General features: G+C 55.9%; 23 protein-coding genes and 1 pseudogene. 4 read left to right on the forward strand and 20 right to left on the reverse strand.

Translation table 11 applies throughout. The annotated features are described in order from the left end of the window. Nucleotides 1-3: 3 nt before the first annotated feature. From dprA to M2119_RS07250, 11 genes are all read right to left on the reverse strand, one after another. Nucleotides 4-1,044, reverse strand: a complete 1,041-nt coding sequence (gene dprA / locus M2119_RS07200; RefSeq protein ID WP_280804256.1) for a DNA-processing protein DprA — start codon at nucleotides 1,042-1,044, stop codon at nucleotides 4-6. Between the two features lie 98 nt (nucleotides 1,045-1,142). Next, a complete protein-coding gene (locus M2119_RS07205) occupies nucleotides 1,143-1,466 on the reverse strand; it encodes a DUF2469 domain-containing protein (protein ID WP_280804257.1) in 324 nt (107 codons plus the stop codon). A 32-nt stretch (nucleotides 1,467-1,498) separates the two neighbouring features. Then, a complete protein-coding gene (locus tag M2119_RS07210) occupies nucleotides 1,499-2,128 on the reverse strand; it encodes a ribonuclease HII (RefSeq protein WP_280804258.1) in 630 nt (209 codons plus the stop codon). Nucleotides 2,129-2,130: 2 nt separating this feature from the next. After that, nucleotides 2,131-2,871, reverse strand: a complete 741-nt coding sequence (lepB, locus tag M2119_RS07215; protein WP_348520946.1) for a signal peptidase I — start codon at nucleotides 2,869-2,871, stop codon at nucleotides 2,131-2,133. 134 nt (nucleotides 2,872-3,005) lie between these two features. Then, nucleotides 3,006-3,353, reverse strand: a complete 348-nt coding sequence (gene rplS, locus M2119_RS07220) for a 50S ribosomal protein L19 (protein WP_280804259.1) — start codon at nucleotides 3,351-3,353, stop codon at nucleotides 3,006-3,008. 133 nt (nucleotides 3,354-3,486) lie between these two features. Then, a complete protein-coding gene (trmD, locus tag M2119_RS07225; protein WP_280804260.1) occupies nucleotides 3,487-4,182 on the reverse strand; it encodes a tRNA (guanosine(37)-N1)-methyltransferase TrmD in 696 nt (231 codons plus the stop codon). Then, nucleotides 4,183-4,812 (reverse strand): ribosome maturation factor RimM, encoded by a 630-nt coding sequence (gene rimM, locus M2119_RS07230; protein ID WP_432418504.1) that lies wholly within the window; start codon nucleotides 4,810-4,812, stop codon nucleotides 4,183-4,185. It abuts the gene before it with no gap. Next, nucleotides 4,769-5,005, reverse strand: a complete 237-nt coding sequence (locus M2119_RS07235; protein ID WP_110233068.1) for an RNA-binding protein — start codon at nucleotides 5,003-5,005, stop codon at nucleotides 4,769-4,771. Before M2119_RS07235 ends, rimM begins: the two co-directional genes overlap by 44 nt. A 5-nt stretch (nucleotides 5,006-5,010) precedes the next feature. Beyond that, entirely contained in the window at nucleotides 5,011-5,553 is a 543-nt protein-coding gene (rpsP, locus tag M2119_RS07240; RefSeq protein ID WP_280804262.1) for a 30S ribosomal protein S16, read from the reverse strand. 169 nt (nucleotides 5,554-5,722) lie between these two features. Next, complete coding sequence (locus M2119_RS07245) at nucleotides 5,723-6,289, reverse strand: CoA-binding protein (RefSeq protein WP_280804263.1); 567 nt, start codon at nucleotides 6,287-6,289, stop codon at nucleotides 5,723-5,725. Next, nucleotides 6,289-7,581: an O-acetylhomoserine aminocarboxypropyltransferase/cysteine synthase family protein gene (locus tag M2119_RS07250; protein WP_280804264.1), complete on the reverse strand. Its 1,293-nt coding sequence runs from the start codon at nucleotides 7,579-7,581 to the stop codon at nucleotides 6,289-6,291. Before M2119_RS07250 ends, M2119_RS07245 begins: the two co-directional genes overlap by 1 nt. Nucleotides 7,582-7,682: 101 nt before the next feature. Between M2119_RS07250 and M2119_RS07255 the strand changes: the two genes are divergently transcribed. Then, nucleotides 7,683-8,198, forward strand: coding sequence for a hypothetical protein (locus M2119_RS07255; RefSeq protein ID WP_280804265.1), 516 nt, complete (start codon nucleotides 7,683-7,685; stop codon nucleotides 8,196-8,198). Here M2119_RS07255 and msrB read toward each other — a convergent pair whose 3' ends face one another. The 5 genes from msrB to acs form a co-directional block, all read right to left on the reverse strand. Further along, on the reverse strand, nucleotides 8,199-8,603 hold the full coding sequence (gene msrB / locus M2119_RS07260) for a peptide-methionine (R)-S-oxide reductase MsrB (RefSeq protein ID WP_280804266.1): 405 nt from the start codon (nucleotides 8,601-8,603) through the stop codon (nucleotides 8,199-8,201). It lies immediately after the preceding gene. A gap of 31 nt (nucleotides 8,604-8,634) precedes the next feature. Next, nucleotides 8,635-9,480 (reverse strand): ABC transporter permease, encoded by an 846-nt coding sequence (locus M2119_RS07265; protein WP_280804267.1) that lies wholly within the window; start codon nucleotides 9,478-9,480, stop codon nucleotides 8,635-8,637. 32 nt (nucleotides 9,481-9,512) lie between these two features. Beyond that, the gene (locus M2119_RS07270; protein WP_280804268.1) at nucleotides 9,513-10,577 is read right to left on the reverse strand and encodes an aliphatic sulfonate ABC transporter substrate-binding protein; all 1,065 of its coding nucleotides are present in this window, start codon (nucleotides 10,575-10,577) and stop codon (nucleotides 9,513-9,515) included. A gap of 46 nt (nucleotides 10,578-10,623) precedes the next feature. Further along, nucleotides 10,624-11,469 carry an ABC transporter ATP-binding protein gene (locus M2119_RS07275; RefSeq protein ID WP_280804269.1) on the reverse strand — a complete coding sequence of 282 codons (846 nt, stop codon included), beginning with the start codon at nucleotides 11,467-11,469 and terminating at the stop codon, nucleotides 10,624-10,626. A gap of 72 nt (nucleotides 11,470-11,541) precedes the next feature. Continuing rightward, nucleotides 11,542-13,584 carry an acetate--CoA ligase gene (gene acs, locus M2119_RS07280; protein WP_280804270.1) on the reverse strand — a complete coding sequence of 681 codons (2,043 nt, stop codon included), beginning with the start codon at nucleotides 13,582-13,584 and terminating at the stop codon, nucleotides 11,542-11,544. Nucleotides 13,585-13,912: 328 nt separating this feature from the next. On the opposite strand from acs, the pseudogene M2119_RS07285 reads away from it, so the two are divergent. From M2119_RS07285 to M2119_RS07295, 3 genes and pseudogenes are all read left to right on the forward strand, one after another. Continuing rightward, a pseudogene (locus tag M2119_RS07285) lies at nucleotides 13,913-14,858 on the forward strand (pyridoxal-phosphate dependent enzyme); the annotation flags it as partial. A 99-nt stretch (nucleotides 14,859-14,957) separates the two neighbouring features. Beyond that, nucleotides 14,958-16,106 carry a cystathionine gamma-synthase gene (locus M2119_RS07290; RefSeq protein ID WP_280804271.1) on the forward strand — a complete coding sequence of 383 codons (1,149 nt, stop codon included), beginning with the start codon at nucleotides 14,958-14,960 and terminating at the stop codon, nucleotides 16,104-16,106. 11 nt (nucleotides 16,107-16,117) lie between these two features. Continuing rightward, nucleotides 16,118-16,858, forward strand: a complete 741-nt coding sequence (locus M2119_RS07295; RefSeq protein WP_348520947.1) for an isopenicillin N synthase family dioxygenase — start codon at nucleotides 16,118-16,120, stop codon at nucleotides 16,856-16,858. 374 nt (nucleotides 16,859-17,232) lie between these two features. On the opposite strand, the gene ffh is transcribed toward M2119_RS07295, so the two are convergent. The 4 genes from ffh to M2119_RS07315 form a co-directional block, all read right to left on the reverse strand. Further along, on the reverse strand, nucleotides 17,233-18,789 hold the full coding sequence (gene ffh, locus M2119_RS07300) for a signal recognition particle protein (protein ID WP_280804272.1): 1,557 nt from the start codon (nucleotides 18,787-18,789) through the stop codon (nucleotides 17,233-17,235). A 12-nt stretch (nucleotides 18,790-18,801) separates the two neighbouring features. Then, a complete protein-coding gene (ftsY, locus tag M2119_RS07305) occupies nucleotides 18,802-19,656 on the reverse strand; it encodes a signal recognition particle-docking protein FtsY (RefSeq protein ID WP_280804478.1) in 855 nt (284 codons plus the stop codon). Between the two features lie 429 nt (nucleotides 19,657-20,085). Continuing rightward, nucleotides 20,086-20,568, reverse strand: a complete 483-nt coding sequence (gene coaD, locus M2119_RS07310) for a pantetheine-phosphate adenylyltransferase (RefSeq protein WP_280804273.1) — start codon at nucleotides 20,566-20,568, stop codon at nucleotides 20,086-20,088. Nucleotides 20,569-20,622: 54 nt separating this feature from the next. Continuing rightward, the gene (locus M2119_RS07315) at nucleotides 20,623-22,830 is read right to left on the reverse strand and encodes an ATP-dependent DNA helicase RecG (protein ID WP_280804274.1); all 2,208 of its coding nucleotides are present in this window, start codon (nucleotides 22,828-22,830) and stop codon (nucleotides 20,623-20,625) included. Nucleotides 22,831-22,846: the final 16 nt, after the last annotated feature.

Below are 22,846 nucleotides of genomic sequence, written 5' to 3' on the forward strand. Positions count from 1 at the left end.
GCCTCACTCAGGGGATTCCGGGTTGAAGCCGGGCAGAAGTTCCAGCATCTCAGATGCTGTTGTGACACAGACGGCATCGTATTCGCGCAGCAGACGGTGACACCCTGCCGAGGAAGCGGAGGTCACCGGCCCGGGGACGACACCTAATGGCCGGTTCAAACTCGCAGCATGGTTCGCAGTATTCAACGAGCCGGACCGCCATCCTGCCTCCATCACTATGGTGGCCTGGGTTGAGGCGGCAATGAGGCGATTGCGCAGCAGGAATCTCCATTTTGTGGGGGCGTAGCCGCAGGGTAATTCAGCGAGGATCACACCGGAGTCCATGATTCGACCCAGCAATGCGTCATGTCCACTGGGATAGAAACGGTCGACTCCCCCGGCGAGAAAAGCCATGGTGATGCCCCCCACTGCCAAGGCCGAACGATGCGCCATCCCATCAATGCCATAGGCCGCCCCCGACACAATAGCCACACCTCGTTCGGCGATAGCTGAGACTGCTTCCATGGTGACGTGTTCGCCATAGCCCGTGGATGCTCGTGCACCCACCACTGCTAAGGAATTGTCGAAACCTGCCAGGGCAGATCTCTGGCCGCGCCCCCACAATGCCAGAGGCATGTGGTGACCGAGGTCGTTGACACCTCCAGGCCAGCCTTCCTGTTCAGGTGTGAGGAGAAAAGCTCCCAGCTGCGCTGCATGGTGGACGGCGTTGAGGGCATCGGCTGAGTTCAAGCGAGGTATCCAGCGTTGGAGGCCTTCGGCGATATCTTCTTCACAACTCTGGTTGTCATCCTTGCTTTCGTCGAGAAGAGCGCACTCCTGCATGATTTCTTTTGCCGTGAAACGATCGATGAGGAATTGGAGGGCGCGTTCAGCGCCACACATCTGAATCAATTTACCGGCAACGCGGTCACCTGGCTCCACGAGAGTTGTCCAGGATGCCCGGGCGAAGGCGGCGCGCATGACGTCGAGATCCGCCCCGTCAACCAGGACCCTGCTGATTTGTTCTTTCACGGCGAGCGCGGGTAATCCACACACTGTTGTCATGATGACCTCCTACAGGAAGCATCACGAAATAGTCACCCTGCATGGGGTGAGCGCTGAGTCCTGGTGGAGAAACCTGGCGCTAGCCAGATTGGGGAGGACTACTCGTCGAGGGCCAGTTCCTTGGGCAGCTCAAACTCCTTGGAGGAAAGCTCTTCCACATTGACATCCTTGAACGTGAGTACTCGCACGCTCTTGACGAAACGGTCAGCGCGATAGACATCCCACACCCAGACATCCGTCATAGTGAGCTCAAAGTAGAAGTCATGCTCCGCATCGACACGCTTCACATCTACTTCGTTCGCGAGATAGAAACGACGTTCTGTTTCAATGACATAGGAAAACTGACCGACAACGTCTCGATACTCACGATAGAGGGCAAGCTCTGCCTCGCGGTCGTAGTCGTCGAAGTCTTCTTCATCCATGGTGACTCAATCCTATGTCGAGTTGGACCCGACTACTTCACCCAGCTTGCACGGTGATGGGGAGTCAGGCCCACTGTCTTGATGGCGTCCATGTGGACAGCTGCACCGTAACCCTTATTCGACGCCCATCCATATTCCGGGTGGGTGCTATCGAGCTCCATCATGAGGCGATCACGGGTGACCTTTGCCACGATGGATGCTGCAGAGACAACCGCACAGTCTTGATCTGCCTTAACCCGCGTCACCACGGGCAGTGGCTGAGCGAGCGCCGGATTTAACCAGTTGTGTGATCCATCCAAGAGGACCGTTGCGGTGCCCACCTGCACACCGGCTTCATGTAATTCGATCAGGGCACGACGAGCAGCAAGGCCCAGGCATGCGGTGATTCCCAGTTCATCTATTTCGCCCGCGGAGGCTTCTCCCACTGCGGTTGGAGCCCACTGCTGCACCTCTGGAAAGAGGGCGAGGCGCTTCTTCTCAGAAACCAGCTTGGAATCTCGTAGACCCTGTGGAAACGAGTTCACACCAGGGCCGAGCGCACACACGCCCACCATGACGGGCCCTGCCATGGCGCCTCGTCCAACTTCATCGATTCCGATGATGAGGGGGATGCCGGAGGCGAACATCTCCTGTTCGACCGCCAGAGTGGGTTCTGCAGGCATGATTACTGAGCAGCCTTGGGCACGTCAGCAAAGACTTCTGGGTAGTTGGAGAGCCACCCCCAGTGGCTCATGGGCCAGCTGAGCACGAAGGCGCGGCCAACAACAAAGTCCATCCCGACAAAACCACCGCCTGGCTTATCGGTGTTATAGCGAGAATCCTTCGAGTTATAGCGGTTATCCCCCATCACGAACAGAGACCCCTGGGGCACCGTCACAGTAAAGTCGATGCCCGAGGCTCGGCTTTCACCGTCCGGGATGGTGATGTAGGGCTCGGTGATGGGAACGCCGTTGACAATGATCTTGCCATCAGCAGAACAGCACTGCACGGTATCACCGGGTAGACCGATCACGCGCTTGATGAGGTGATCATTGCTGTCAGGGGACGCCAGGCCGAAGAGGGAAAGCACCCAGTCGGTAGCTGCCTGCACACCGGAGGTTTGCACCTCAGGTCGCGCTGGTAACCAGCCACCAGGATCTTGGAACACCACGATGTCACCGTGGTCCACGCCGACGAGGTCGGGGACAAGCTCATTCACAATAACGCGGTCATCGATCATGAGCGTTTGTTCCATCGATGCAGAGGGAATGAAGAAGGAACGAACGAGGAAGGTCTTGACGAGGAAGGAGACCAGAATCGCGATGCCAAAAATGACCACGACGTCACGCACAAACAACAGCACAGAACGCCCCATTGTTCGTTGCGTGCGCTGCTCAGTGGCTTCTGGCGCGGTGTTATTTGTCATGAAATCGTGTCTACTCCCCTGCCTTGACAGTCTAAGCCGGAGCGCTGCCACCAACCCTGAGAGTGCCCTGCAAAACGCGGGAAACCACAGCAAAAAGCCCCCGAAATATTCGGGGGCTTTGAGCGAGAGTCGACTTAGAAGTCGCGCTTCTCTTTGATCTTTGCCTTCTTACCGCGAAGGTTACGCAGGTAGTACAGCTTGGCGCGACGTACGTCACCACGCGAGACGAGCTCGATGTGGTCGATGACGGGCGAGTGTACGGGGAACTTACGCTCCACACCTACCTGGAAGGAAACCTTACGAACGGTGAAGGTCTCACGAACGCCCTCACCGGAGCGACCGATAACGACACCCTGGAAAACCTGGATACGAGAGCGGTTACCTTCGATGATGTTTACGTGAACCTTGACGGTGTCACCGGCGCGGAATTCTGGAATGTCGTTACGTAGCGACGGAGCGTCTACGGCGTCAAGAATGTGCATGATTTATCTCAATCTGTACAAGCCACAGGTCTCATACGTGAATGATGAAAAGAGAGTGTGCTGAATATGAAAGTCTCAGTGCCCCCTGTGGCAGGGTAAGACCAACGGCACAAAGGTCAATTCTGCCAGAAATTTACTCAGGAAGTAAATCGGGGCGAATACGGGTGGTGCGCTCGAGCTGTTGTTCATGTCTCCACGCCGCAATAGCACCGTGATTTCCTGACAACAGCACCGGGGGAACCTCAAGTTCACGCCACAATGCAGGCTTGGTATAGCTAGGGTATTCGAGCAATCCATCCTCGTGGCTTTCTTCCACCAACGACTCAGGGTTTCCGACCATACCGGGGATGAGACGGCCGACGGCCTCAATAATGGCCAAAGATGCCACCTCACCACCGTTGAGTACATAGTCACCCAGGGAGAGAGGGCGCACGCGAATACGCGACGCAAAGTGATCGCTCACACGCTGGTCAATACCTTCATATCGACCGCAGGCAAAGATGAGTTGTTCTTCTTCGGCCAGTTCTTTCGCTATTGCCTGCGTGAACTGCTCCCCCGCGGGCGAGGGAACAATAAGCACAGGTACCGACGAGCTGTCAGGGTCCGCCAGAATCGTGTCCAGCGTCTCCCCCCACGGTTCAGGCTTCATCACCATGCCGGCACCGCCGCCATAGGGAGTGTCATCGACCGTGCGGTGCTTGTCCGTGGTGGCATCCCGCAGGTCGTGTACACGCGTGTCAATCAGACCCGTTTGCCTGGCCTTGCCCAGAAGGGAAACATCGAGAGTGTCGAAGAACTCTGGAAAAATCGTGACGATGTCGATGCGCATTTATGCCTCGGCAGGAGCCTCAGCAGCGTCATCATCCTCGTCAGGAAGCTCTTCGAACAGTCCGCCGGGAGGAGTGAGGGTTACGATGCCCTTTTCAATGTCGACCTCGGGGACAATCGCCTTCACAAAAGGAACCATGACGTCGCCCGTGGCAGTTTTTACAACGAGGAGGTCTTGAGCGGGGAAGTGATCCACGCGGGAAATCGTTCCCACCTCGACGCCATCTCGCACAACCTTGAGCCCCGTCAACTGGTGGTCGTACCAGGCTTCGGGATCATCTGGCAGAACACTGCTGTCGTGATCGACCCAGAGAATAGCTTTGATGAGCGACTCAGCAGCGGTGCGGTCCGGAACATCTTTGAAGAACGCAACGGGGTGGCTGTTGTACCAGCGCAGTTCAATCAGTTCAATGTTCTTGCCATGCCAGGGTGATTCTTCTGGCACCTGAACAGAGAAAATGGCCCCGGGCACAAAGCGCTTCTCGGGCTCATCTGTGTAGAGCTCAACTTTGATAGCACCTTTGAGGCCGTGGGCCTTGGTGAGACGACCGACGCGAAGTTGGGTCTGTCTAGATTCAGTGGTCACGTTAGGCGTCGGTGTCGACGACGTCGACACGAACGTTGCGACCATCAGCCAGGGCGTTCACAACAGTGCGAATGGCCTTGGCCGTGCGGCCTGAACGGCCAATAACGCGGCCAAGGTCCTCGGGGTTCACATGAACCTCGAGGACCTCACCACGATTGTTTGAGCGCACAGCAACCTTCACGTCATCGGGGTTCTCAACGATGCCCTTGACGAGGTGCTTGACTGCTGATGCGAGCATGTTGGTTAGGCCTGTTCCTCGCCAGCTGCTTCTTCAGCAGCCTCAACGATTTCCTCAGCCTCGGCAACAACTTCAGCTGCTACCTCTTCAACAACGGCTTCCGCGACAGCTTCTTCCACAATTGCTTCGACAACTGCTTCTTCAACTGCGGCTTCTTCAGCAGCTTCAACAGCTGCTTCTTCCTTCTTAGGAGCCTTCTCGGTCTTAGGGACGAGAACTGGCTTCTTCTTAGCGTCAACAACGAATGCAGGCTTAGGCTCTGCAGTCTTGATGGTGCTCTTGGCACCCTTGTCGCCCTTGAAGATGCCCCAGTCGCCCGAAAGCTTCAGAAGTGCAGCAACCTGCTCAGTTGGCTGTGCGCCAACGGAGAGCCAGTACTGTGCACGGTCTGACTTGATTTCGATGAACGAAGGGTTCTCGGTGGGGTGGTACTTACCGATCTCCTCGATAACACGACCATCACGCTTGGTGCGTGAGTCGGCTACGACGATGCGGTAATAGGGCGCACGGATTTTACCCATGCGCTTCAAACGAATTTTGACAGCCACAATTCTCCTGTGAGTGATGTGTAACGGATGAACTGACGACCGTGAGCGTGGGGGCACACTCGGTACAAGCTCTAAGGGTTTCGAGACATATCTGATTAGAGGGTCGGATATGAAACGAACTCGACTTCCTATTCTGGCAGGTTTTGCCTCGTTTTGGCTAATCGAGGGCTTAGCGGTGCTGCTTCTTGGCGCTGATCACACCAGTGTCGAAGCCCAGCAGGTGAAGTCCGCCATGGAAACGGGCATGTTCGACCTTGATACAGCGGTCCATCACGACCGTGAGGCCCTTTTCTTCGCCATAGCGAGCGGCCTCTTCGTTGTAAATACCGAGCTGAACCCACACCGTGGAAGCCCCGATAGCCACAACCTCGTCGATGACGGCAGGGATATCGCTGGCTTTGCGGAAAACATCGACGATGTCGGGAACTTCCGGCAATGAGGCGAGGTCAGGGTAGACCTTCTCTCCCAGAATTTCATCTGCGTTGGGGTTGACGAAATACACCCTGTAATCGCTGGACGACAACAGGTAGGTGCCGACAAAGAAGCTGGAGCGTGCAGGGTTGGGTGATGCCCCCACGATGGCAACGGACTTCGCATTATTGAGAATGCGTTGACGAGCCTTGGCATCTGGACCCACCCAGGTGCGCTGGGACTTGAGTAACTTCGCCAGGGGCGAGTTTGCGGGCAGTTCACAGCTCAGGCCGTTGGCCAGCTGTGCATTGATAACTTCAGCCATTACTTTCCTCCCACAGCCTTCGTCAGCGCCTGGTCGAGGTCGTAGATGATGTCATCGACGTCCTCGATACCGACAGACAGGCGCACGATGCCTGGCAGAACACCGGCATCTAGCAGCTGCTGGTCAGTGAGTTGAGCGTGGGTAGTGGAAGCAGGGTGAATAACCAAGGTCTTTGCATCACCGATGTTGGCCACATGGCTGGCGAGTTCCACCGATTCGATGAACTTGCGCCCCACGTCACGGCCGCCCTTAACGGAGAAGCTGAACACAGAACCGGGACCCTTGGGCAGGTACTTGAGCCCGCGTTCGTAGTGGGGGTGACTGGGCAGACCTGCCCAGTTCACAAACTCAATACGGCTGTCTTGAGCCAACCAATTGGCAACCTCACGGGCATTATCGATGTGTGCCTGCATGCGATAGGGCAGCGTCTCCACACCCTGGGCAAGAAGGAAGGCCGAGTGGGCCGCCAGAACGGGGCCGATGTCGCGGAGTTGTTCGGCACGCAAACGAGTGAGGAACGCGTATTCACCGAAGTTTCCGCCCCAGGTGAGACCGCCATAGGACGCCACAGGCTCATCAAAAAGGGGGAACTTATCGGTGTTCCAGTCGAAACGACCAGATTCCACGACCACACCGCCCAAGGTGGTGCCATGTCCGCCCAAGAACTTGGTTGCGGAGTGAATCACAACATCCGCACCAAACTCGATGGGGCGACAGAGGTAGGGGGTGGCAATGGTGGAGTCAATGATGAGGGGAATACCGTGGGCGTGCGCCACGTCGGCCAGGCCTTCAATATCCGCAATTTCACCGGAAGGGTTCGCGACGGTTTCGGCATAGATCAGCTTGGTTTTGTCGGTAATGGCCGCCGCGTAATCTTCAGCGTTTGCCGACTGCACGAAGGTGGTGTCCACACCAAAACGACGCAGGGTGATGTCGAGCTGCGTGATCGAGCCACCGTAGAGGTTGGCAGAAGAGACAATGTGGTCTCCTTGACCCACCAGTGAGGCGAAGGTGATGTACTGCGCGGACAGGCCACTGGCCGTCGCCACAGCACCGAGACCACCCTCCAAGCTCGCTACACGCTCTTCAAATGACGCGACGGTGGGGTTGGAGACGCGGGAGTAGATGTTCCCGTACTTCTGCAGCGCAAAGCGAGCTGCAGCATCAGCAGTGTCGTCGAAGACGAACGCGCTGGATTGGTAGATAGGAAGTGCCCGTGCACCCGTCGTTGCATCGGGGATATTTCCTGCGTGGATGGAGCGGGTCTTGAACCCGTATTCGCGATCTGCCATGCATCCAGAGTATTGAGTGCCCCCATGCCACGCACTTTTGCTCTGTCACAGAGCGTCATATGAAATCACGAAAACAGAGCGTGTTCCCTCAGAATGGAGTCATGGAACAGACCCGCTATCAAGTACGTTTCGATTGGGCAGCCGAAGGCGCACACGCCATTGGGTCAGATGCTGACGTCATTGTCTGGGTCGATGCCATCACCGAGCCCGGTGCGGACCTAGATCTCTCCTTACTCCCGAGTGCTCCCGCAGTGATCCGAGTCGATCTCCCCTCTGCCCAAGCAGCCGCACAGTGGATTATTGACCTCCAGGTCAAACTAGCCAAGCGAATACTGATTGCCGTTGTTGCGGCAGGATCTACCCGTGATGGACAGCTGCGCGTCACAACGGAAGATCTCCTTGCCGCCGGCGCGGTGATCGACCACCTGGCAGCTCTGGGATTGGACGCCACATCCCCGGAAGCAGCAGCCGCAGAGGCAGCTTATAGAGGGCTTGCCCGGGCAACGTCACACCTGATGACTGCCGTTAGCACAGCAGCAACAACAGCGCCAGAAAACTACCAGCTCAAAGTTGATGCAACACTGACCCCAGCTGATGTGCAGGTCGTGCGGGGCTGATTACTCGCCCGTGGCCTCGAAGTTCAACGAGATTGAGTTCATGCAGTAACGGTCACCGGTTGGCGTGCCAAAACCATCGGGGAATACGTGACCCAGGTGTGAACCACACTTCGCGCAGAGAACTTCAGTGCGCTCGATGCCCAGGCTGAGGTCAGGACGCAGCTCAACTGCTTCTGGTCGAACGGACTCGTAAAACGAGGGCCAGCCACAACCAGAGTCAAACTTGGTTCCTGCAGTGAAGAGCTCGTTGTTACACGCCTTGCAGGTGTAGACACCAGAACGATCTTCATCGAGGAGTTCGCCTGACCATGCGCGCTCGGTTGCTGCTTCGCGCAGTACTGCGTATTCCTCGGCAGAAAGCTCTGCACGCCACTGGTCGTCGTTCTTCTCTACGTCGTATGCCATAGTCACAGTTTACGGCTGATATCCGCTGGGGTTAAGCCCAGCGACGAACAGCCCACTTCTCAAACAGGCCCAGGAGAGCATCGGTGGTCTTGCCGAATACGGCAAGCAAAATAATGGCCAGAATCACACGGTCTGTGCGACCGTTGTTCTGGGAATCCAGCAGTAAGAATCCCAGCCCTGCAGAGGATGCGATGAGTTCTGCGGCGACCAGGAACAACCACGACTGGGCGAGCGCAAGACGCAAACCGGAAATAACCGAAGGAACCACTGCAGGCAATTGCACGGTAGAGAACAGCGTAAAACCGGAGAGACCAAATGCACGGCCTGCTTCAACGAGTTGCTTGTCCACGTGGCGCAGAGCAGCCGCCACAGTGGTGTACACCGGGAAGAATGCTCCGATGGCAATGAGGGTGATTTTGGATTCTTCACCGATCTTCAGCCACAACAGGAGAAGGGGAACCCAAGCCAGCGAGGGAACGGCACGAATAGCGCCGAACGTGGACCCGAAGAAGAAGTCCCAGATTTTTGCCAGGCCCACGATGGCCCCAAAAATCAGGCCCAGAGTTGCACCGATGGCGAAACCGATGAGAACGCGTTGGACGGAGATCGCGATGTAGGGACCCAGCAGTCCGCGTTCAATCAGATCAATGAATGCAACCCAGACCATTGCGGGGGAAGGAAGCTGACCAACGGTAAAAATACCGAGCATGGTCGTGACCTGCCAGAGAATCAAAATAACAACCGGCAGGATGGCGCTGATGAGGAAACGTCCGCCACGTGTGGACGTGAAGCGAGTACGACGAACTGACCTGCCACCGGTGCGGGTAGCTGAACCCCCGGCGTGTGCCGCTGGTGTCAGATCAGTCGTCGTACTCATGCTTCGTATTCCTTTGTGCGCGCGTGAGCTAATTACTGAGCTTCCGCGGCTTCAGTCGCCTTCACATCGATGTCCTTGTAGGACTTCTTGATGAAGGTGGTGTCGTAGAGAGTCTTCAGAGCCTCGTCGACCTGGGCCTGACTGGCCACGTCACCGTTAGCAACAAATACCTTGCCGATTCCCTTGAGAAGCGTGGTCTGCTTCTTTCCTGGAATGGGGTTGATGTCGATGACGGTGCGCTCGGTGATCACAGTCTTTGCAACTGGCACCGTGAGACCGGAAGCTGCTGCGAGAACTGCGTAGGTAGCGTCAGGGTTAGCAATGGCATACTGTCGAGCCTGCTCGTAGACGTTGGTCACAACCTGAGCGATATCAGGGTTTTTCGAGAGGAAAGACTCAGTAGCGTTGAGAAAACCGTAGCTATTGAAGTCCACGTTGCGGTAGATCAGCTGCGCACCTTCGTTTTCAGCACCAGCCATGATGGGATCTAGACCTGCCCAAGCATCGACCGAGCTGTTGAAGAGTGCAGCCTTACCGTCCGCGTGAGCCAAGTTTTCGATGGTCACAGTTGCGGGGTCAACACCAGCCTCTTCGAGGGCCTGGAGCAGGAAGAAGTAGGGGTCAGTACCCTTCTTTGCAGCAACAGTCTTGCCTTCAAGGTCAGCTACATCCTTGACCTTAGAGTCGGGGCCAACAACGAGTGCAGCCCATTCAGGCTGGTCAAAGATTTCGATGGTCTTGATGGGAGAACCGTTGGAGCGAGCCAGCAGTGCTGCCGAACCGGCGGTTGAACCTACGTCAATTGCGCCTGCAAGGAGCTTGCTGTTGGCGTCTGCCGACGACTGCGACTGAACCCAGTTGACTTTGATGCCCGTTTCTGCGAGTTCCTCTTCCAGCCAACCGTAGTTCTTGATGAGCAGCGAGAGAGGGTTGTAGGTTGCGAAGTCGATGTTGAGGGTTTCGCCGGTGTGGTCGATAACCGCCGCTGCAGCTTCCTCCGTGACTACTGGCTTCGATTCGCCAGCACAACCGGTGAGAACAAGAGCGAGTGCAGCAACGCCTGCGGTGACAGAAGCGAGTAGAGATGTTTTCTTCATGGTGTGTTTTCGTATCTTTCGTAATTTGTAAAGAGCAAGAGAAGTTTTAGATGCTGAAAGTGCTAGTCGTGTGACGATCAACACCGAGACCTTCGAGCAGATGCGCTCTCAGTTCAGCCAATTCTGCGGAGCCACGGTCACGAGGTCGGCCACCAGGAACTGTTACCAGTTCAGAAATGGTCGCACCGGGCTCCCCCGGCATTCGTCCCAGCAGAATGACGCGGTCTGCTAGTTGAAGAGCCTCATCCACGTCGTGGGTGACGAGAAGGACAGTTGTGGGGGCTGCGTCATGGATGTCCAGCAGCAGATCCTGCATCTTGAGACGTGTCAACGCATCCAAAGCGCCAAAGGGCTCATCCAGCAGCAACACTCCGGGGTTTCGAGCAAGTGCCCGAGCCAGGGAAGCGCGCTGAGCCATTCCGCCTGAGATCTCGCGAGGACGGTGCTGCGCTGATGCAGTGAGCCCGACAAGCTCGAGAAGCTCTGCAACACGTGCCGAACCTTCTGTCTTGTCGGTGCCAAGGGGCAAACCAAGTTCGACGTTCTGAGCGACTGTACGCCAGGGCAACAGACGTGGCTCTTGGAACGCAAATGCACAGCGTGAATCAATGCCTTCGACCGGAGTTCCCTCGATGCTGACGTTTCCGGTGTATCCCGTATCTAGACCAGCAGTAATGCGCAGAAGAGTCGATTTACCGCAGCCACTCGTTCCCAGGATGGCGACCAGTTCACCGGGCTTAACGGTGATGGTGATGTCGCGCAGCACCACACGAGGTTCCACAGTGGCCCCGCGACGAGTATCGGCAGCGGCAAAGGTACGGCCAACGTTCTCAAAGCTCACTTCAAACGCTGTGTTTGTCACAGCGTGAAGTGGAGAGGTGGAAGTGGCCATGTTTCGAGAGTACGGAGCCGAAAGTGAGCGCGCCAACCGAAAAGAAATGTGACGTAACTCAGTTACGCAAAGTTACGAAATGAGAGACTTTCCGCCCAATTCTTGGGTTATGTCAATAATCCGATGCGGTACAGACTCATCCTGCAACGAGGTCGTATCGCCCAGCGGACGACCTTCACTGAGGTCCACCAGAAGCCTGCGCATAATCTTTCCTGACCGAGTCTTGGGAACATCAGGCACCACAACAATGTGCTTGGGCTTGGCTATGGCGCCAATTTCATGGGCAACATGTTCTCGAAGTTGCTGCTGCAACTCATGCGTCAGACGAACCCAGGTCTGTGTATCTGCCCGCTCCGAATCAGAAAGCGATAGAGACGGAACGACAAAGGCGGCAACGGCTTGCCCTGTGGTTTCGTCAGAAACTCCCACGACACCAGCCTCCCCCACCAGGGGGTGGGAAACCAACGCAGATTCGATCTCAATCGTGGAGAGCCTGTGCCCTGAAACGTTGATGACGTCATCCACCCGGCCTAACAGCCAGATATATCCGTCCTCGTCATACTTCGCACCGTCCCCGGCAAAGAAATAGCCCTGCTGGGCATACTTCGCCCAGTAAGAATCGAGGTAACGCTGGGGATCTCCCCACACAGTGCGAGCCATGGATGGCCAGGTTCCGTCAATCACAATGTAACCGCCTGAGCCCCATGGCACTTCTGTGCCCTCGTCATCCACGATGCGCACTGTCATTCCTGGCACAGGAAAGGTCGCAGAGCCTGGCTTGAGCGCGGTAATTCCGGGCAGCGGAGCGACGACGGCAGATCCAGATTCTGACTGCCACCAGGTATCCACGACGGGAGCCTGGGACTTCCCGATCTGCTCATAGAACCAGATCCACGCCTCCGGGTTGATGGACTCTCCCACCGTTCCCAGCAGCCTGATGCTGGAGAGATCGAACGAGGAGGGCACGCCCTCCGGGAACCAGGTCATCAGGGTGCGAATGAGTGTGGGAGCGGTGTAATACGTGGTCACGCCATAGCGCTCGATGATCTCGAAATGCCGCGCGGTGTGAGGCGTATTGGGTGTCCCCTCATAGATCACGCTCGTCATGGCATTAGCAAAAGGACCATACAAAACATAGGTGTGGGCCGTAACCCAGGCGAGGTCTGCGGTGCACCAATAGACATCTGTTTCAGGTTTGGCATCAAACAATGCCCAGTGACTCCAGGCCGCCTGGGTCAGATATCCGCCCGAGGTGTGCACGACACCCTTGGGCTTTCCGGTTGTGCCGGAGGTGTAGATGATGAAGAGCTCTGTCTCCGCGTCAAAGAATTCGGGGACATGCACGTCACCAGCAGTATCGACGACCTCGTGCCACCACACATCACGTCCTGAAGTCCACGGAATATCTGGAGTGAGGTCACCAGTGCGACGCACCACCAGTACGTGTTCAATCTCGTTCTCTCCAGCCACCGCGAGATCCGCGTTCTCTTTCACTGGAACAGCAACACCGCGACGGTACTGCCCGTCACTGGTAACCAGCAACTTGGCTCCCGTGTCTTCCACCCGGAACTTCAATGCTTCGGCAGAGAATCCCCCAAAAACGAGCGAGTGAATCGCACCAATGCGCGCAATGGCCAACGTAACCACGATGGTCTCGGGGATGACGGGTAAATACACGACAACACGATCACCCTTGCCGATTCCCAGATCGGTCAGTGCATTGGCAGCTTTGTTGACCCGCGCCTGGAGTTCGGCATAGGTAATGCTTTCCCGATCACCTGGCTCACCTTCAAAGTGAATAGCAACCCGGTCACCCAGTCCTGCTTCCACGTGTCGATCCACACAGTTGACGGCAACGTTGAGCTTTCCGCCGGCAAACCACTCGGCGACAGGAACAGTAAGTTCACCGCCCGCAGACTGAGCGGGTGTCCACGAGTGTGCCGTGTGCCAGGGGGTATTCCAACTCAGTCGTGTTGCTTGCTCTTCCCAGAACGCAACAGGGTCGGGTTGTGGCTCTAGCCACTTCTCACCCTGCAGATTGGCCTGTGTAACAAACTCAACAGATGGAGAGAAAACCCGGTTTTCTTTTCCTAGGTTCGCAATCGTAGACATCATTCCACGTTAGAGAGCGAGAAACTTTGTTGCAGGACTTTGCGTCACAAGGAGTAACCGAACCAAAGATTCGACACGACGGGGAACATTTGTTACGTCACAAACCTGAAATTCGAATTGTGACGTAACAATTCTCACCAAAGTTTGTTGAGTGGTTGTGCCCTGCTACTTTCATCTCATCGTGATTACTTCTCGTCTCTGTTGTTGTTGTCGCTAGTTCCTTTTCTGAACTAGCTCTTCAGCGTGCCTCTGAGCGCACGCACCCCCTCACCACAACATCGAGATGATTCTGCGCATCTGCAGAACACTCCTCTTCACTTAGGAATGAACAATGAAGTACGCACACTCTGTCACCGACGCCATCGGCAACACTCCCCTCATCAAGCTCAACCGAGTAACTGCAGGCATTGCAGCAACCGTGCTCGTCAAAGTCGAATTCACCAACCCCGGCGGTTCAGCCAAGGACCGCATCGCGGAACGAATCATCGATGCCGCAGAACGTGAGGGAAAACTCAAGCCCGGCGGAACCATTGTGGAGGCGACCTCGGGTAATACCGGAGTGGGTTTGGCTCTCTTTGCCCAACAGCGCGGATATAAAACCATTTTTGTCGTTCCGGACAAAGTTTCCATCGACAAGCAGAACACGATGCGCGCGTATGGCGCAGAAGTGATTGCCACCCCCACGAACGTGGAGCCCAACGATCCACGTTCCTACTACTCCGTAAGCGACCGTTTGGTTGCTGAAATCCCTGGCGCGTTCAAACCCAACCAATACGACAACCCCAATGGCCCCGCAAGCCATTACGCCACGACAGGTCCCGAGATTTGGCGTGATACCGAGGGGGCAGTGACCCACTTCGTCGCCGGTATTGGGACCGGTGGCACCATTACCGGAACCGGCCGTTTCCTCAAAGAAGCTTCCGAAGGTGGCGTCACTGTCATTGGCGCAGATCCCCAAGGATCGATTTATTCCGGCGGACCTATTCACGGTTACAACGTCGAAGGTGTCGGTGAGGATTTTTGGCCACAGGCCTTCGACCCGAAGATTCCTGACGAAGTCCTCATGGTCACTGACGCTGAATCCTTTGCCATGACCAGGCGTCTCGCCCGCGAAGAAGGTCTTCTCGTCGGTGGCTCCTCCGGGATGGCCGTTGTTGCCGGTCTGCGCGCAGCGCGAGAACTCCCCGATAGTGCTGTTGTTGTCATTCTTCTTCCAGATTCTGGCCGCGGCTACCTGGGCAAAATCTTTAGCGATGACTGGATGCGCGAGAAGGGCTATGAGGTCAATGAATCAGATGACCAGCTCGAACTCCGTGCACGTATTGCCGCCATTACCGAATCTCTCCACGTCTAACCCCTCACAGAAAAGGACTCCCATGTCAGGCTTCAATACGCGTGCTGTGCACGCCGGTCAGCACCCCGATGAACTAACCGGTGCAGTTATTCCCCCCATCCACCTCTCGTCAACCTTCGCCCAAGATGGCGTGGGGAATCTCCGAGCTGGGTATGACTACTCTCGAAGTGGAAACCCCACCAGGGATAATCTGCAAGAAAGCCTTGCAGCTCTGGAGGGCGGTCACCGCGCATTTTCCTTTGCAAGTGGACTTGCAGCAGAGGACGTTCTCCTGCGCACAGTACTTCGCCCTGGCGACCATGTCGTTCTGGGTAACGATGCATACGGCGGAACGTACCGTCTGATCAATGGCGTATTTGGCGACTGGAACATTGGTCATACGGCGGTTGATCTCGGTGACCTCACAGAAGCACGAAACGTTATTCTGCAGTCAAAGCCTAAAATTGTCTGGGTTGAAACACCCTCCAACCCGTTACTCAAGATCGTGGACATCACTGGACTCTCGGAGATCGCTCATGAAGCTGGTGCCCTCCTTGTTGTAGACAACACGTTCGCCACCCCCGCCCTGCAACAACCCTTGAGCTTGGGCGCAGATATTGTCGTTCATTCCACGACCAAATACATCGGGGGCCACAGTGATGTGGTCGGCGGTGCACTCATCGTGAAAGACGACACCTGGGCAGACCGCATCGCCTACCTCCACAATGCAGCCGGGGCTGTGTCGGGACCCTTCGACGCATATCTCACGAGTCGTGGAATTAAGACCTTGGGTATTCGCATGGATCGCCACTCTGCAAATGCTCAACTCATCGCAGAGGCACTCCTAGCTCACCCGGCTATCGAGAATGTTTACTACCCGGGACTTCCCAGCCACCCCGGCCACGAGATTGCAGCCCAGCAGATGAGCCAATTCGGCGGAATGCTCTCCGTCCGGGTGAAGGGCGGCCAGAAAGCAGCTTTGGATTTTGTGGCAAACACCAAAATCTTTACCCTGGCCGAATCTCTCGGCGGCGTGGAGTCACTCATCGAATATCCCTATTCCATGACCCATGCATCTGTGGCAGGAACGGAACTTGAGGTTCCCGACAACCTTGTTCGTCTCAGCGTGGGTATCGAAGAAATCGCTGACCTCCTTGATGACCTGACAAGTGCTTTAGCTTCCCTTTCCTGAAAGACAAGATCATGACAACAACACAACTGACAACCCTGCCCATTCTTGATTTATCCAGAACTCTAGAAAGTGAAGAGGAACGTGCTGCCTTTCGCGATGAGATGCGACGCGTTACCCATGAAATCGGGTTCTTCTACCTCACAGGTCACGGCATAGATCAAGATTTCATTAACGAATTCATTGAAGTATCCCGAGAATTCTTTGCGTTGCCCGAGGAAAGAAAACTACGCCTGGAGAACACCTACAACCCCCATTTCCGGGGATACACCCGAGTCGGTGGAGAGCTCACGCAGGGACAAGTGGACTGGCGTGAGCAGCTAGATATCGGCCCTGAACGTCCTGCCCTCGACAGGACTGTTTTTACCGAAGACTTCTGGGCTCTTCAAGGGCCAAACATGTGGCCGGAAGAGCTCCCTCGCCTCAGAGAACTTTCCGAACGATGGATTGCTGTCCAAACTGAACTCAGTCAACGACTGCTGTCTGAGTGGGCGGCATCGCTGGGGGAAGTCGAAGACTACTTTGCAGACTCTTTTGATGATCTTTCTGCACCTCTCCTGAAGATTGCACGATACCCAGGCATGCCGGGGGAAAACAGCCAGCAGGGAGTGGGTGCCCATAAAGACCTCGGCGTGCTGACCTTGCTCTATATCGAAGACGGGAAGACCGGACTTCAAGTGGATTACGAAGGTGAATGGATTGATGCACCGCCCGTGACAGGAGCCTTTGTGGTGAATATCGGCGAGATGCTTTAACTCGCAACCAACGGATACCTCAAAGCAACCCTGCATCGTGTTGTGTCGCCGCCCGAGGGAGAAGACCGCATCTCTTTCCCCTTTTTCTATGCCCCACGACTCGACGCCAGCATTCCTGAGGTGAAATTACCGGAGGAGCTTCAAGTAGAGGCTCGAGGTGTTACACAGGATCCATCAAACATCTTGCACCCCATCTTCGGCGAAAACTCACTGAAGAGCCGGGTCCGCGCTCATCCCAATGTTGTGGAAGCACACCACCCACACCTCATGAGTTAACAACTTCCCAGAGCTGGGTGAACTAACGCGTTGTTCTGGAGCTCTGGGAAAACTACGGCCCTCCGCGTCAGCGGAGGGCCGTAGTTCAATATGTTTTGTTAACCGCGACCCAGCATCTTCTGGAGTGCTTCAAGTTCTTCGGGGCTTGGACCATCAGCACCTGGCTTGGCAAAACCGAAACCAGCACCGCCACCAGGCTTGCTGGCACCGGCAGCGAGCGCTGCATTCTCTGCGGCACGCTTTGCGGGGTTACCAGACTTGGACCCCTTTTTCTTGGTCTGCTGTTGTTTCTTACCGCCACCGTGGCCCATACCTTGCATGGGGCCCATTCCGGGCATCTGAGGAACACCGCCCTTCGCAACTGTTTTCATCATCTTTGCGGCTTGTTCGAAGCGGTTGACCAGTGCGTTTACATCGGTCACCGTCATACCCGAACCCTTTGCAATGCGCAGTCGGCGTGAACCATTGAGTAGCTTGGTGTTCTGGCGTTCAGCCTTCGTCATGGACTGAATGATTGCTTCGGTGCGAACAAGTTCCTGTTCGTCAAAGTTTTCTAGCTGCTCTTTCATGGCACCGGCACCAGGAAGCATGCTGAGCATCTTCTTCATGGAGCCCATGTTCTTGAGCTGCTGCATTTGCTTGAGGAAGTCCTCGAGCGTGAACGAGTCCGTAGCGAACTTCTCTTGAAGTTGAGCTGCTTCCTCCTCGTCGAAGGCTTCCTGCGCCTGCTCGATCAGGGTGAGGATGTCACCGAGGTCGAGAATACGGCTGGCCATGCGGTCAGGGTAGAAGGGCTCAAAGTCATCCAGGGTTTCACCCGTGGATGCAAACATGATGGGGCGACCTGTTTCTGAAACGACGGAGAGCGCAGCACCACCGCGGGCATCTCCATCGAGCTTCGTCAAGACAACACCTGTGAAGTCCACGCCATCTTGGAAGGCCTGGGCAGTAGAGACTGCATCCTGTCCAATCATGGCGTCAATAACGAAGAGGACTTCATCGGGACTTGTGGCTGTGCGAATATCTGCCGCCTGCTTCATCAGCTCAGCGTCAACACCCAAGCGACCGGCGGTGTCAATGATGACCACGTCATATTGCTTGTCTGTGGCGAACTTGATGGAATCCTTGGCCACCTGGACGGGGTCTCCCACCCCGTTTCCTGGCTCAGGAGAGTAAACAGCAACACCCGCATTGCCGGCCACAACTTCGAGTTGCTGAACAGCGTTGGGGCGCTGAAGGTCACAGGCCACGAGCAGTGGAGTGTGCTTGTCCTTCGCGAGGTATTTCGCGAGCTTTCCTGCAAGAGTGGTCTTACCAGCACCCTGCAAACCAGCCAGCATGATGACGGTGGGTGGCTTCTTGGCAAACTCAAGTCGTCGCTGAGATCCACCCAGAATCGCGACGAGTTCGTCATTCACAATCTGAACGACCTGCTGAGCAGGGTTCAGTGCCTTGTTCACTTCATCGCTGAGGGCACGTTCACGAACATCACCGGTGAACTTCTTGACCACGTTCAAGGACACGTCAGCATCCAGCAGGGCCCGACGAATCTCGCGAATAGTGCCGTCTACATCGGCAGCAGAAAGCTTGCCTTTGCCTCGAAGGTTCTTGAGGGACTCAGTAAGACGTGTGGAGAGTGTTCCGAAGGTTGCCATAACCCCTCTAGCCTAGCCAACGAGCTGGGCTGCGAAGGCGTGTGGCGTGAAGCCCATGAGGTCGTTAATGCCTTCGCCATTACCCACAAGCTTGACCGGAATACCTGTGCGCTCTTGTACTGCGAGTACAAAACCGCCCTTGGCTGAACCATCGAGCTTGGTCAGCACCAAACCAGTGACCCCTGCATGCTCCAAGAACGCCTCTGCCTGCGAGAGTCCGTTCTGCCCGGTAGTCGCATCGAGAACGAGCAAAACTTCCGAAATAGGAGCCTGCTTTTCAATGACGCGACGAATTTTCGACAGTTCATCCATCAGACCGCTTTTGGTCTGCAGGCGACCTGCTGTGTCAATAATGACAATTTCTGTGCCTTTATTGATGGCCCACTCAATAGTTTGGTATGCCACGGCGGAAGGGTCTTGACCTTCCATCTGGGGACGAACAACATCGACACCCGCGCGCTGCGCCCACGTGGCCAGCTGGTCGACGGCAGCAGCACGAAACGTGTCGGCTGCCCCGACCACAACAGATTTGCCTGCATTGGCAATGTATTTCGCAACCTTGCCAATGGTGGTGGTTTTTCCCACTCCATTGACGCCGACGACCAGAATCACGGCAGGTCGCTCGCTGAGCTTGAGCGTAGTGTCGAACTTGTTTAGGCGATCTTCAATTGCTTCGCGCAAGAGACGAACGAAATCTTCTGGATCGTTAGTTCCATATTTGGCCACATTAGCCCGCATGACATCAATGAGTTCTTCGGTGATATCTGGTCCGAAGTCCGCACCCAACAGGGTTTCTTCGAGTTCTTCCCAGGTGTCTTCATCAATCGTGATTTTGCGCTGTGTTGCTTTTTTAGCAACCGGCTTCACCTTGGAAGGCTTTGCTTCTTCAACGACGTTTGCTACGACAACTGGAGCAGCAACCTCTGCTTCAACATTTGTTTCAGGTTCTACTAACGGTTCCGGCTCAACAATGGATTCGGACACAACTTCTACAACTGGCTCTGGCTCTGGCTCTGGCTCTGGCTCTGGCTCTGGCTCTGGCTCTGGCTCTGGAACAACGATTACTTCCTGAACTAGTTCAGGAACAACAACAGGTTCCAGAGTTTCTTCTGTGAGTACCGGCTCAGGAATTACTGCTTCGGGTATTTCCTCAGCAAAAACCTCTTCGTTTCGAGGCAGCGAACGACCACCATCGAAATCGTCGAGTACCTCGTCGTTATCGCTACCGCGCGCAAAGAGTCCTTTGAGCTTGGCGCCAAGCGACCACCGAGATTTTTCTGCCATACCTACAGCGTATTAGGCGCCTTGCAGATACTTCGCCACGACGTGGGGAACGTAGGGACGAACATCTCCACCTAAGGATGCAACCTGACGCACCAGCGAGCTGGAAACGTAAGAATGTCCAGGCTCAGGCATAAGGAACACTGTCTCAATGCCGGCAAGATTGCGGTTCACCATGGCCATGGGGGTCTCATAGGTAATGTCGAGCTGGGTGCGGATGCCCTTGATCAGGACAGTTGCTCCGACATCGGTGCAGTAGTCGACCAACAGACCCATGCTCCACGATGAAACGACAACGTTCTCAGAGATGCCTGCCTCTTCAATGGCTTCTTCAATGAGTGTCACGCGCTGGGCGATGGGAAGCAAAGCGTGCTTATCGGGGTTGTGCACCACGACAACATGTACTTCATCGAAGAGCTTCGTTGCTCGAGCAATGACATCCATGTGACCTAAGGTGACGGGGTCAAAAGAACCAGGGACAACGGCGATCCTGCGCATGGCTCAAGACTACGCAGAATCTCTGGGAGCGTGCTGAATATTTCGCCAGATTGCTCAGTTTTTGTTCAGAAATTCTCGTTCACTCTCACTCAAGCGCCGAGATATTGCATTCTGGAGCGCCGGGTGATGAGTGAGAGTGGGGTCTAATTCCAGTATTTCTGCAGCTGCTTCGCGAGCGTCGGCGATCACATCGCCGTCTCGCGCAGCCCTTAGCAAACGCAGAGATGACCGCCCACCAGACTGACTAGTGCCAAGAACGTTACCTTCACTGCGAAGTTCTAGGTCGATGCGCGCTAGTTCAAAGCCGTCCGTCGTACTAGCTACTGCCTCCACCCGTTCATACGCGGTGGTTTCAGGCTGAGCGTGGGTGACGAACAGCGCCAGCCCGGGCACTCCCCCTCGTCCCACACGGCCACGCAGCTGGTGAAGTTGCGAAACTCCGAATCGGTCGGCGTCCAACACAACCATCGTCGACGCATTCGGAACGTCCACACCCACCTCGATCACAGTGGTGGCGACAATCACGTCAATATTCCCAGCCGCGAAGGCCTGCATGACGGCGTCTTTGTCCTCGCTCGACATTCGGCCGTGCAGGGCAGCTATCCGGCGCTGGCCGAGCTGAGGGTGCTCTTTCAGCAGTGCCGTTACCGCTTCAACAGAAGCTTTCTCCGGTGTGGGCTCATCGGGGTCGCCTGATTCTTCCTCCACGAGAGCATCGAGATTATCTTCAGGCTCACCTGCAGCATCAATGGCCGGGCACACCACAAAAGCCTGACGCCCTGCACCAAGTTCTTCTTCGACGCGTTCCCACACCCGAGTCAACCAGGTGGGATGTTCAGCTAATGCAACGGCATGACTGGTGATCCCAGCACGGCCTTCTGGCAAACCCGCAATAACCGACACATCAAGATCACCGAAGACGGTCATCGCAACCGTTCGAGGAATCGGGGTTGCGGTGAGAACCAACACATGCGGTGTGAGTTCCGTCTTCACGCGCAACGCCTGGCGTTGCTCCACGCCAAACCGGTGCTGTTCATCCACAACCACCAGTCCCAGGTCAAAGAATTCGACTTTGTCGCTGAGCAATGCATGGGTGCCAATCACAATGCGGGCCTGACCAGAAACCGTACGCAGCAGTGCCTGCCGTTTTGCTGCAGCAGGGAGCTGGCCCGTGATCAACGTTGGCATCAAGATGGCAGAAAGATCAGGCCCCAACATGGTGGTGATCGAGCGCAGGTGCTGGGCAGCGAGCACTTCAGTGGGCGCCAGCAAGGCTGCCTGGCCGCCGGAGTCGGCCACCTGCAGCATTGCGCGCAGCGCCACGAGGGTCTTCCCCGACCCCACCTCTCCTTGAACTAAGCGGTTCATGGGATGGGTGGAGAGCAAATCTTCGCTGATTTCAGCGCCCGTGATGCGTTGGTCCTCGGTCAGAGTGAAAGGAAGCCGTTGATCGAGTTGTTCAAGAAACCCACCAGGTTTACCGGGTCGGGGGGTCGCCGCTTGGGCTTTAGATTTGGCTCGCTGATCCAACAGAGTTGCTTGCAAGACGAAAGCTTCGTGAAAACGCAGGGTTTCCCGCGCCAGTTTCCAGTCCTCGTCGGTTTCAGGCTGATGAATCTTGAGGACAGCTTCGGTGAGGGTCAGGAGTTTTCGTACATCGCGCACGTCATCGGGAACTGGATCGGGCAATAGCGCTCCCCCGCGCAATGTTGCCAATGCCAATTCCATTGTTTTGGCTATTTGCCACGATGCCACAGTGCTGGTGGCGGGATAGATCGGGATGGGTTGCTGCGCCCATTTGGCAGCATCACTGTCCGCAGTGTCGCGGTCGTCTTCACCGTCAAAGAGTTCGTAATCGGGATGAGCAAGCTGCAAGGCGCCACGATAGGCCCCGACTTTGCCGGCAAAAATTCCTCGGGCCCCGGCCTTGAGATCTTTGGCTCGCCAGGCCTGGTTAAAAAACGTGAGAGTCATGATGCCGCCTGAGCGACCATCTGTGATGCGCACTTCCAGAATGGACCCCTTGCGCGCACGCATCGGACGTTCTCGCACATCCAGCACTTCGGCCACGAGGGTGACGCTCTCATTCAGAGGAACGTCAGAGATAGTGGTGAGCTCACCGCGCTTGGCATAGCGGCGAGGATAGTGGGCAAAAAAATCGCCCACAGTAATGATCCCAAAGGCTTTCTTGAGGGCCGCCGCAGTTTTACTGCCCACCACAGGCTCGAGCTGTGCATCAAGCAAGGCATCTGAGCTGGGCATGACTTCAGTTTATGGT

The sequence above is a fragment of the Aurantimicrobium minutum genome (assembly GCF_029894165.1).
Classification (GTDB): domain Bacteria; phylum Actinomycetota; class Actinomycetes; order Actinomycetales; family Microbacteriaceae; genus Aurantimicrobium; species Aurantimicrobium minutum_A.

Bases quoted from the DNA above. Each gene is read 5' to 3' on its own strand.
- dprA (WP_280804256.1), bottom strand. From the start codon at position 1,044: ATGACAACAGTGTGTGGATTACCCGCGCTCGCCGTGAAAGAACAAATC.
- M2119_RS07205 (WP_280804257.1), bottom strand. From the start codon at position 1,466: ATGGATGAAGAAGACTTCGACGACTACGACCGCGAGGCAGAGCTTGCC.
- M2119_RS07210 (WP_280804258.1), bottom strand. From the start codon at position 2,128: ATGCCTGCAGAACCCACTCTGGCGGTCGAACAGGAGATGTTCGCCTCC.
- lepB (WP_348520946.1), bottom strand. From the start codon at position 2,871: ATGACAAATAACACCGCGCCAGAAGCCACTGAGCAGCGCACGCAACGA.
- rplS (WP_280804259.1), bottom strand. From the start codon at position 3,353: ATGCACATTCTTGACGCCGTAGACGCTCCGTCGCTACGTAACGACATT.
- trmD (WP_280804260.1), bottom strand. From the start codon at position 4,182: ATGCGCATCGACATCGTCACGATTTTTCCAGAGTTCTTCGACACTCTC.
- rimM (WP_432418504.1), bottom strand. From the start codon at position 4,812: ATGGTCGCAACGTTCGTGTCGACGTCGTCGACACCGACGCCTAACGTG.
- M2119_RS07235 (WP_110233068.1), bottom strand. From the start codon at position 5,005: ATGCTCGCATCAGCAGTCAAGCACCTCGTCAAGGGCATCGTTGAGAAC.
- M2119_RS07245 (WP_280804263.1), bottom strand. From the start codon at position 6,289: ATGGCTGAAGTTATCAATGCACAGCTGGCCAACGGCCTGAGCTGTGAA.
- M2119_RS07250 (WP_280804264.1), bottom strand. From the start codon at position 7,581: ATGGCAGATCGCGAATACGGGTTCAAGACCCGCTCCATCCACGCAGGA.
- M2119_RS07255 (WP_280804265.1), top strand. From the start codon at position 7,683: ATGGAACAGACCCGCTATCAAGTACGTTTCGATTGGGCAGCCGAAGGC.
- msrB (WP_280804266.1), bottom strand. From the start codon at position 8,603: ATGGCATACGACGTAGAGAAGAACGACGACCAGTGGCGTGCAGAGCTT.
- M2119_RS07265 (WP_280804267.1), bottom strand. From the start codon at position 9,480: ATGAGTACGACGACTGATCTGACACCAGCGGCACACGCCGGGGGTTCA.
- M2119_RS07270 (WP_280804268.1), bottom strand. From the start codon at position 10,577: ATGAAGAAAACATCTCTACTCGCTTCTGTCACCGCAGGCGTTGCTGCA.
- M2119_RS07275 (WP_280804269.1), bottom strand. From the start codon at position 11,469: ATGGCCACTTCCACCTCTCCACTTCACGCTGTGACAAACACAGCGTTT.
- acs (WP_280804270.1), bottom strand. From the start codon at position 13,584: ATGATGTCTACGATTGCGAACCTAGGAAAAGAAAACCGGGTTTTCTCT.
- M2119_RS07290 (WP_280804271.1), top strand. From the start codon at position 14,958: ATGTCAGGCTTCAATACGCGTGCTGTGCACGCCGGTCAGCACCCCGAT.
- M2119_RS07295 (WP_348520947.1), top strand. From the start codon at position 16,118: ATGACAACAACACAACTGACAACCCTGCCCATTCTTGATTTATCCAGA.
- ffh (WP_280804272.1), bottom strand. From the start codon at position 18,789: ATGGCAACCTTCGGAACACTCTCCACACGTCTTACTGAGTCCCTCAAG.
- coaD (WP_280804273.1), bottom strand. From the start codon at position 20,568: ATGCGCAGGATCGCCGTTGTCCCTGGTTCTTTTGACCCCGTCACCTTA.
- M2119_RS07315 (WP_280804274.1), bottom strand. From the start codon at position 22,830: ATGCCCAGCTCAGATGCCTTGCTTGATGCACAGCTCGAGCCTGTGGTG.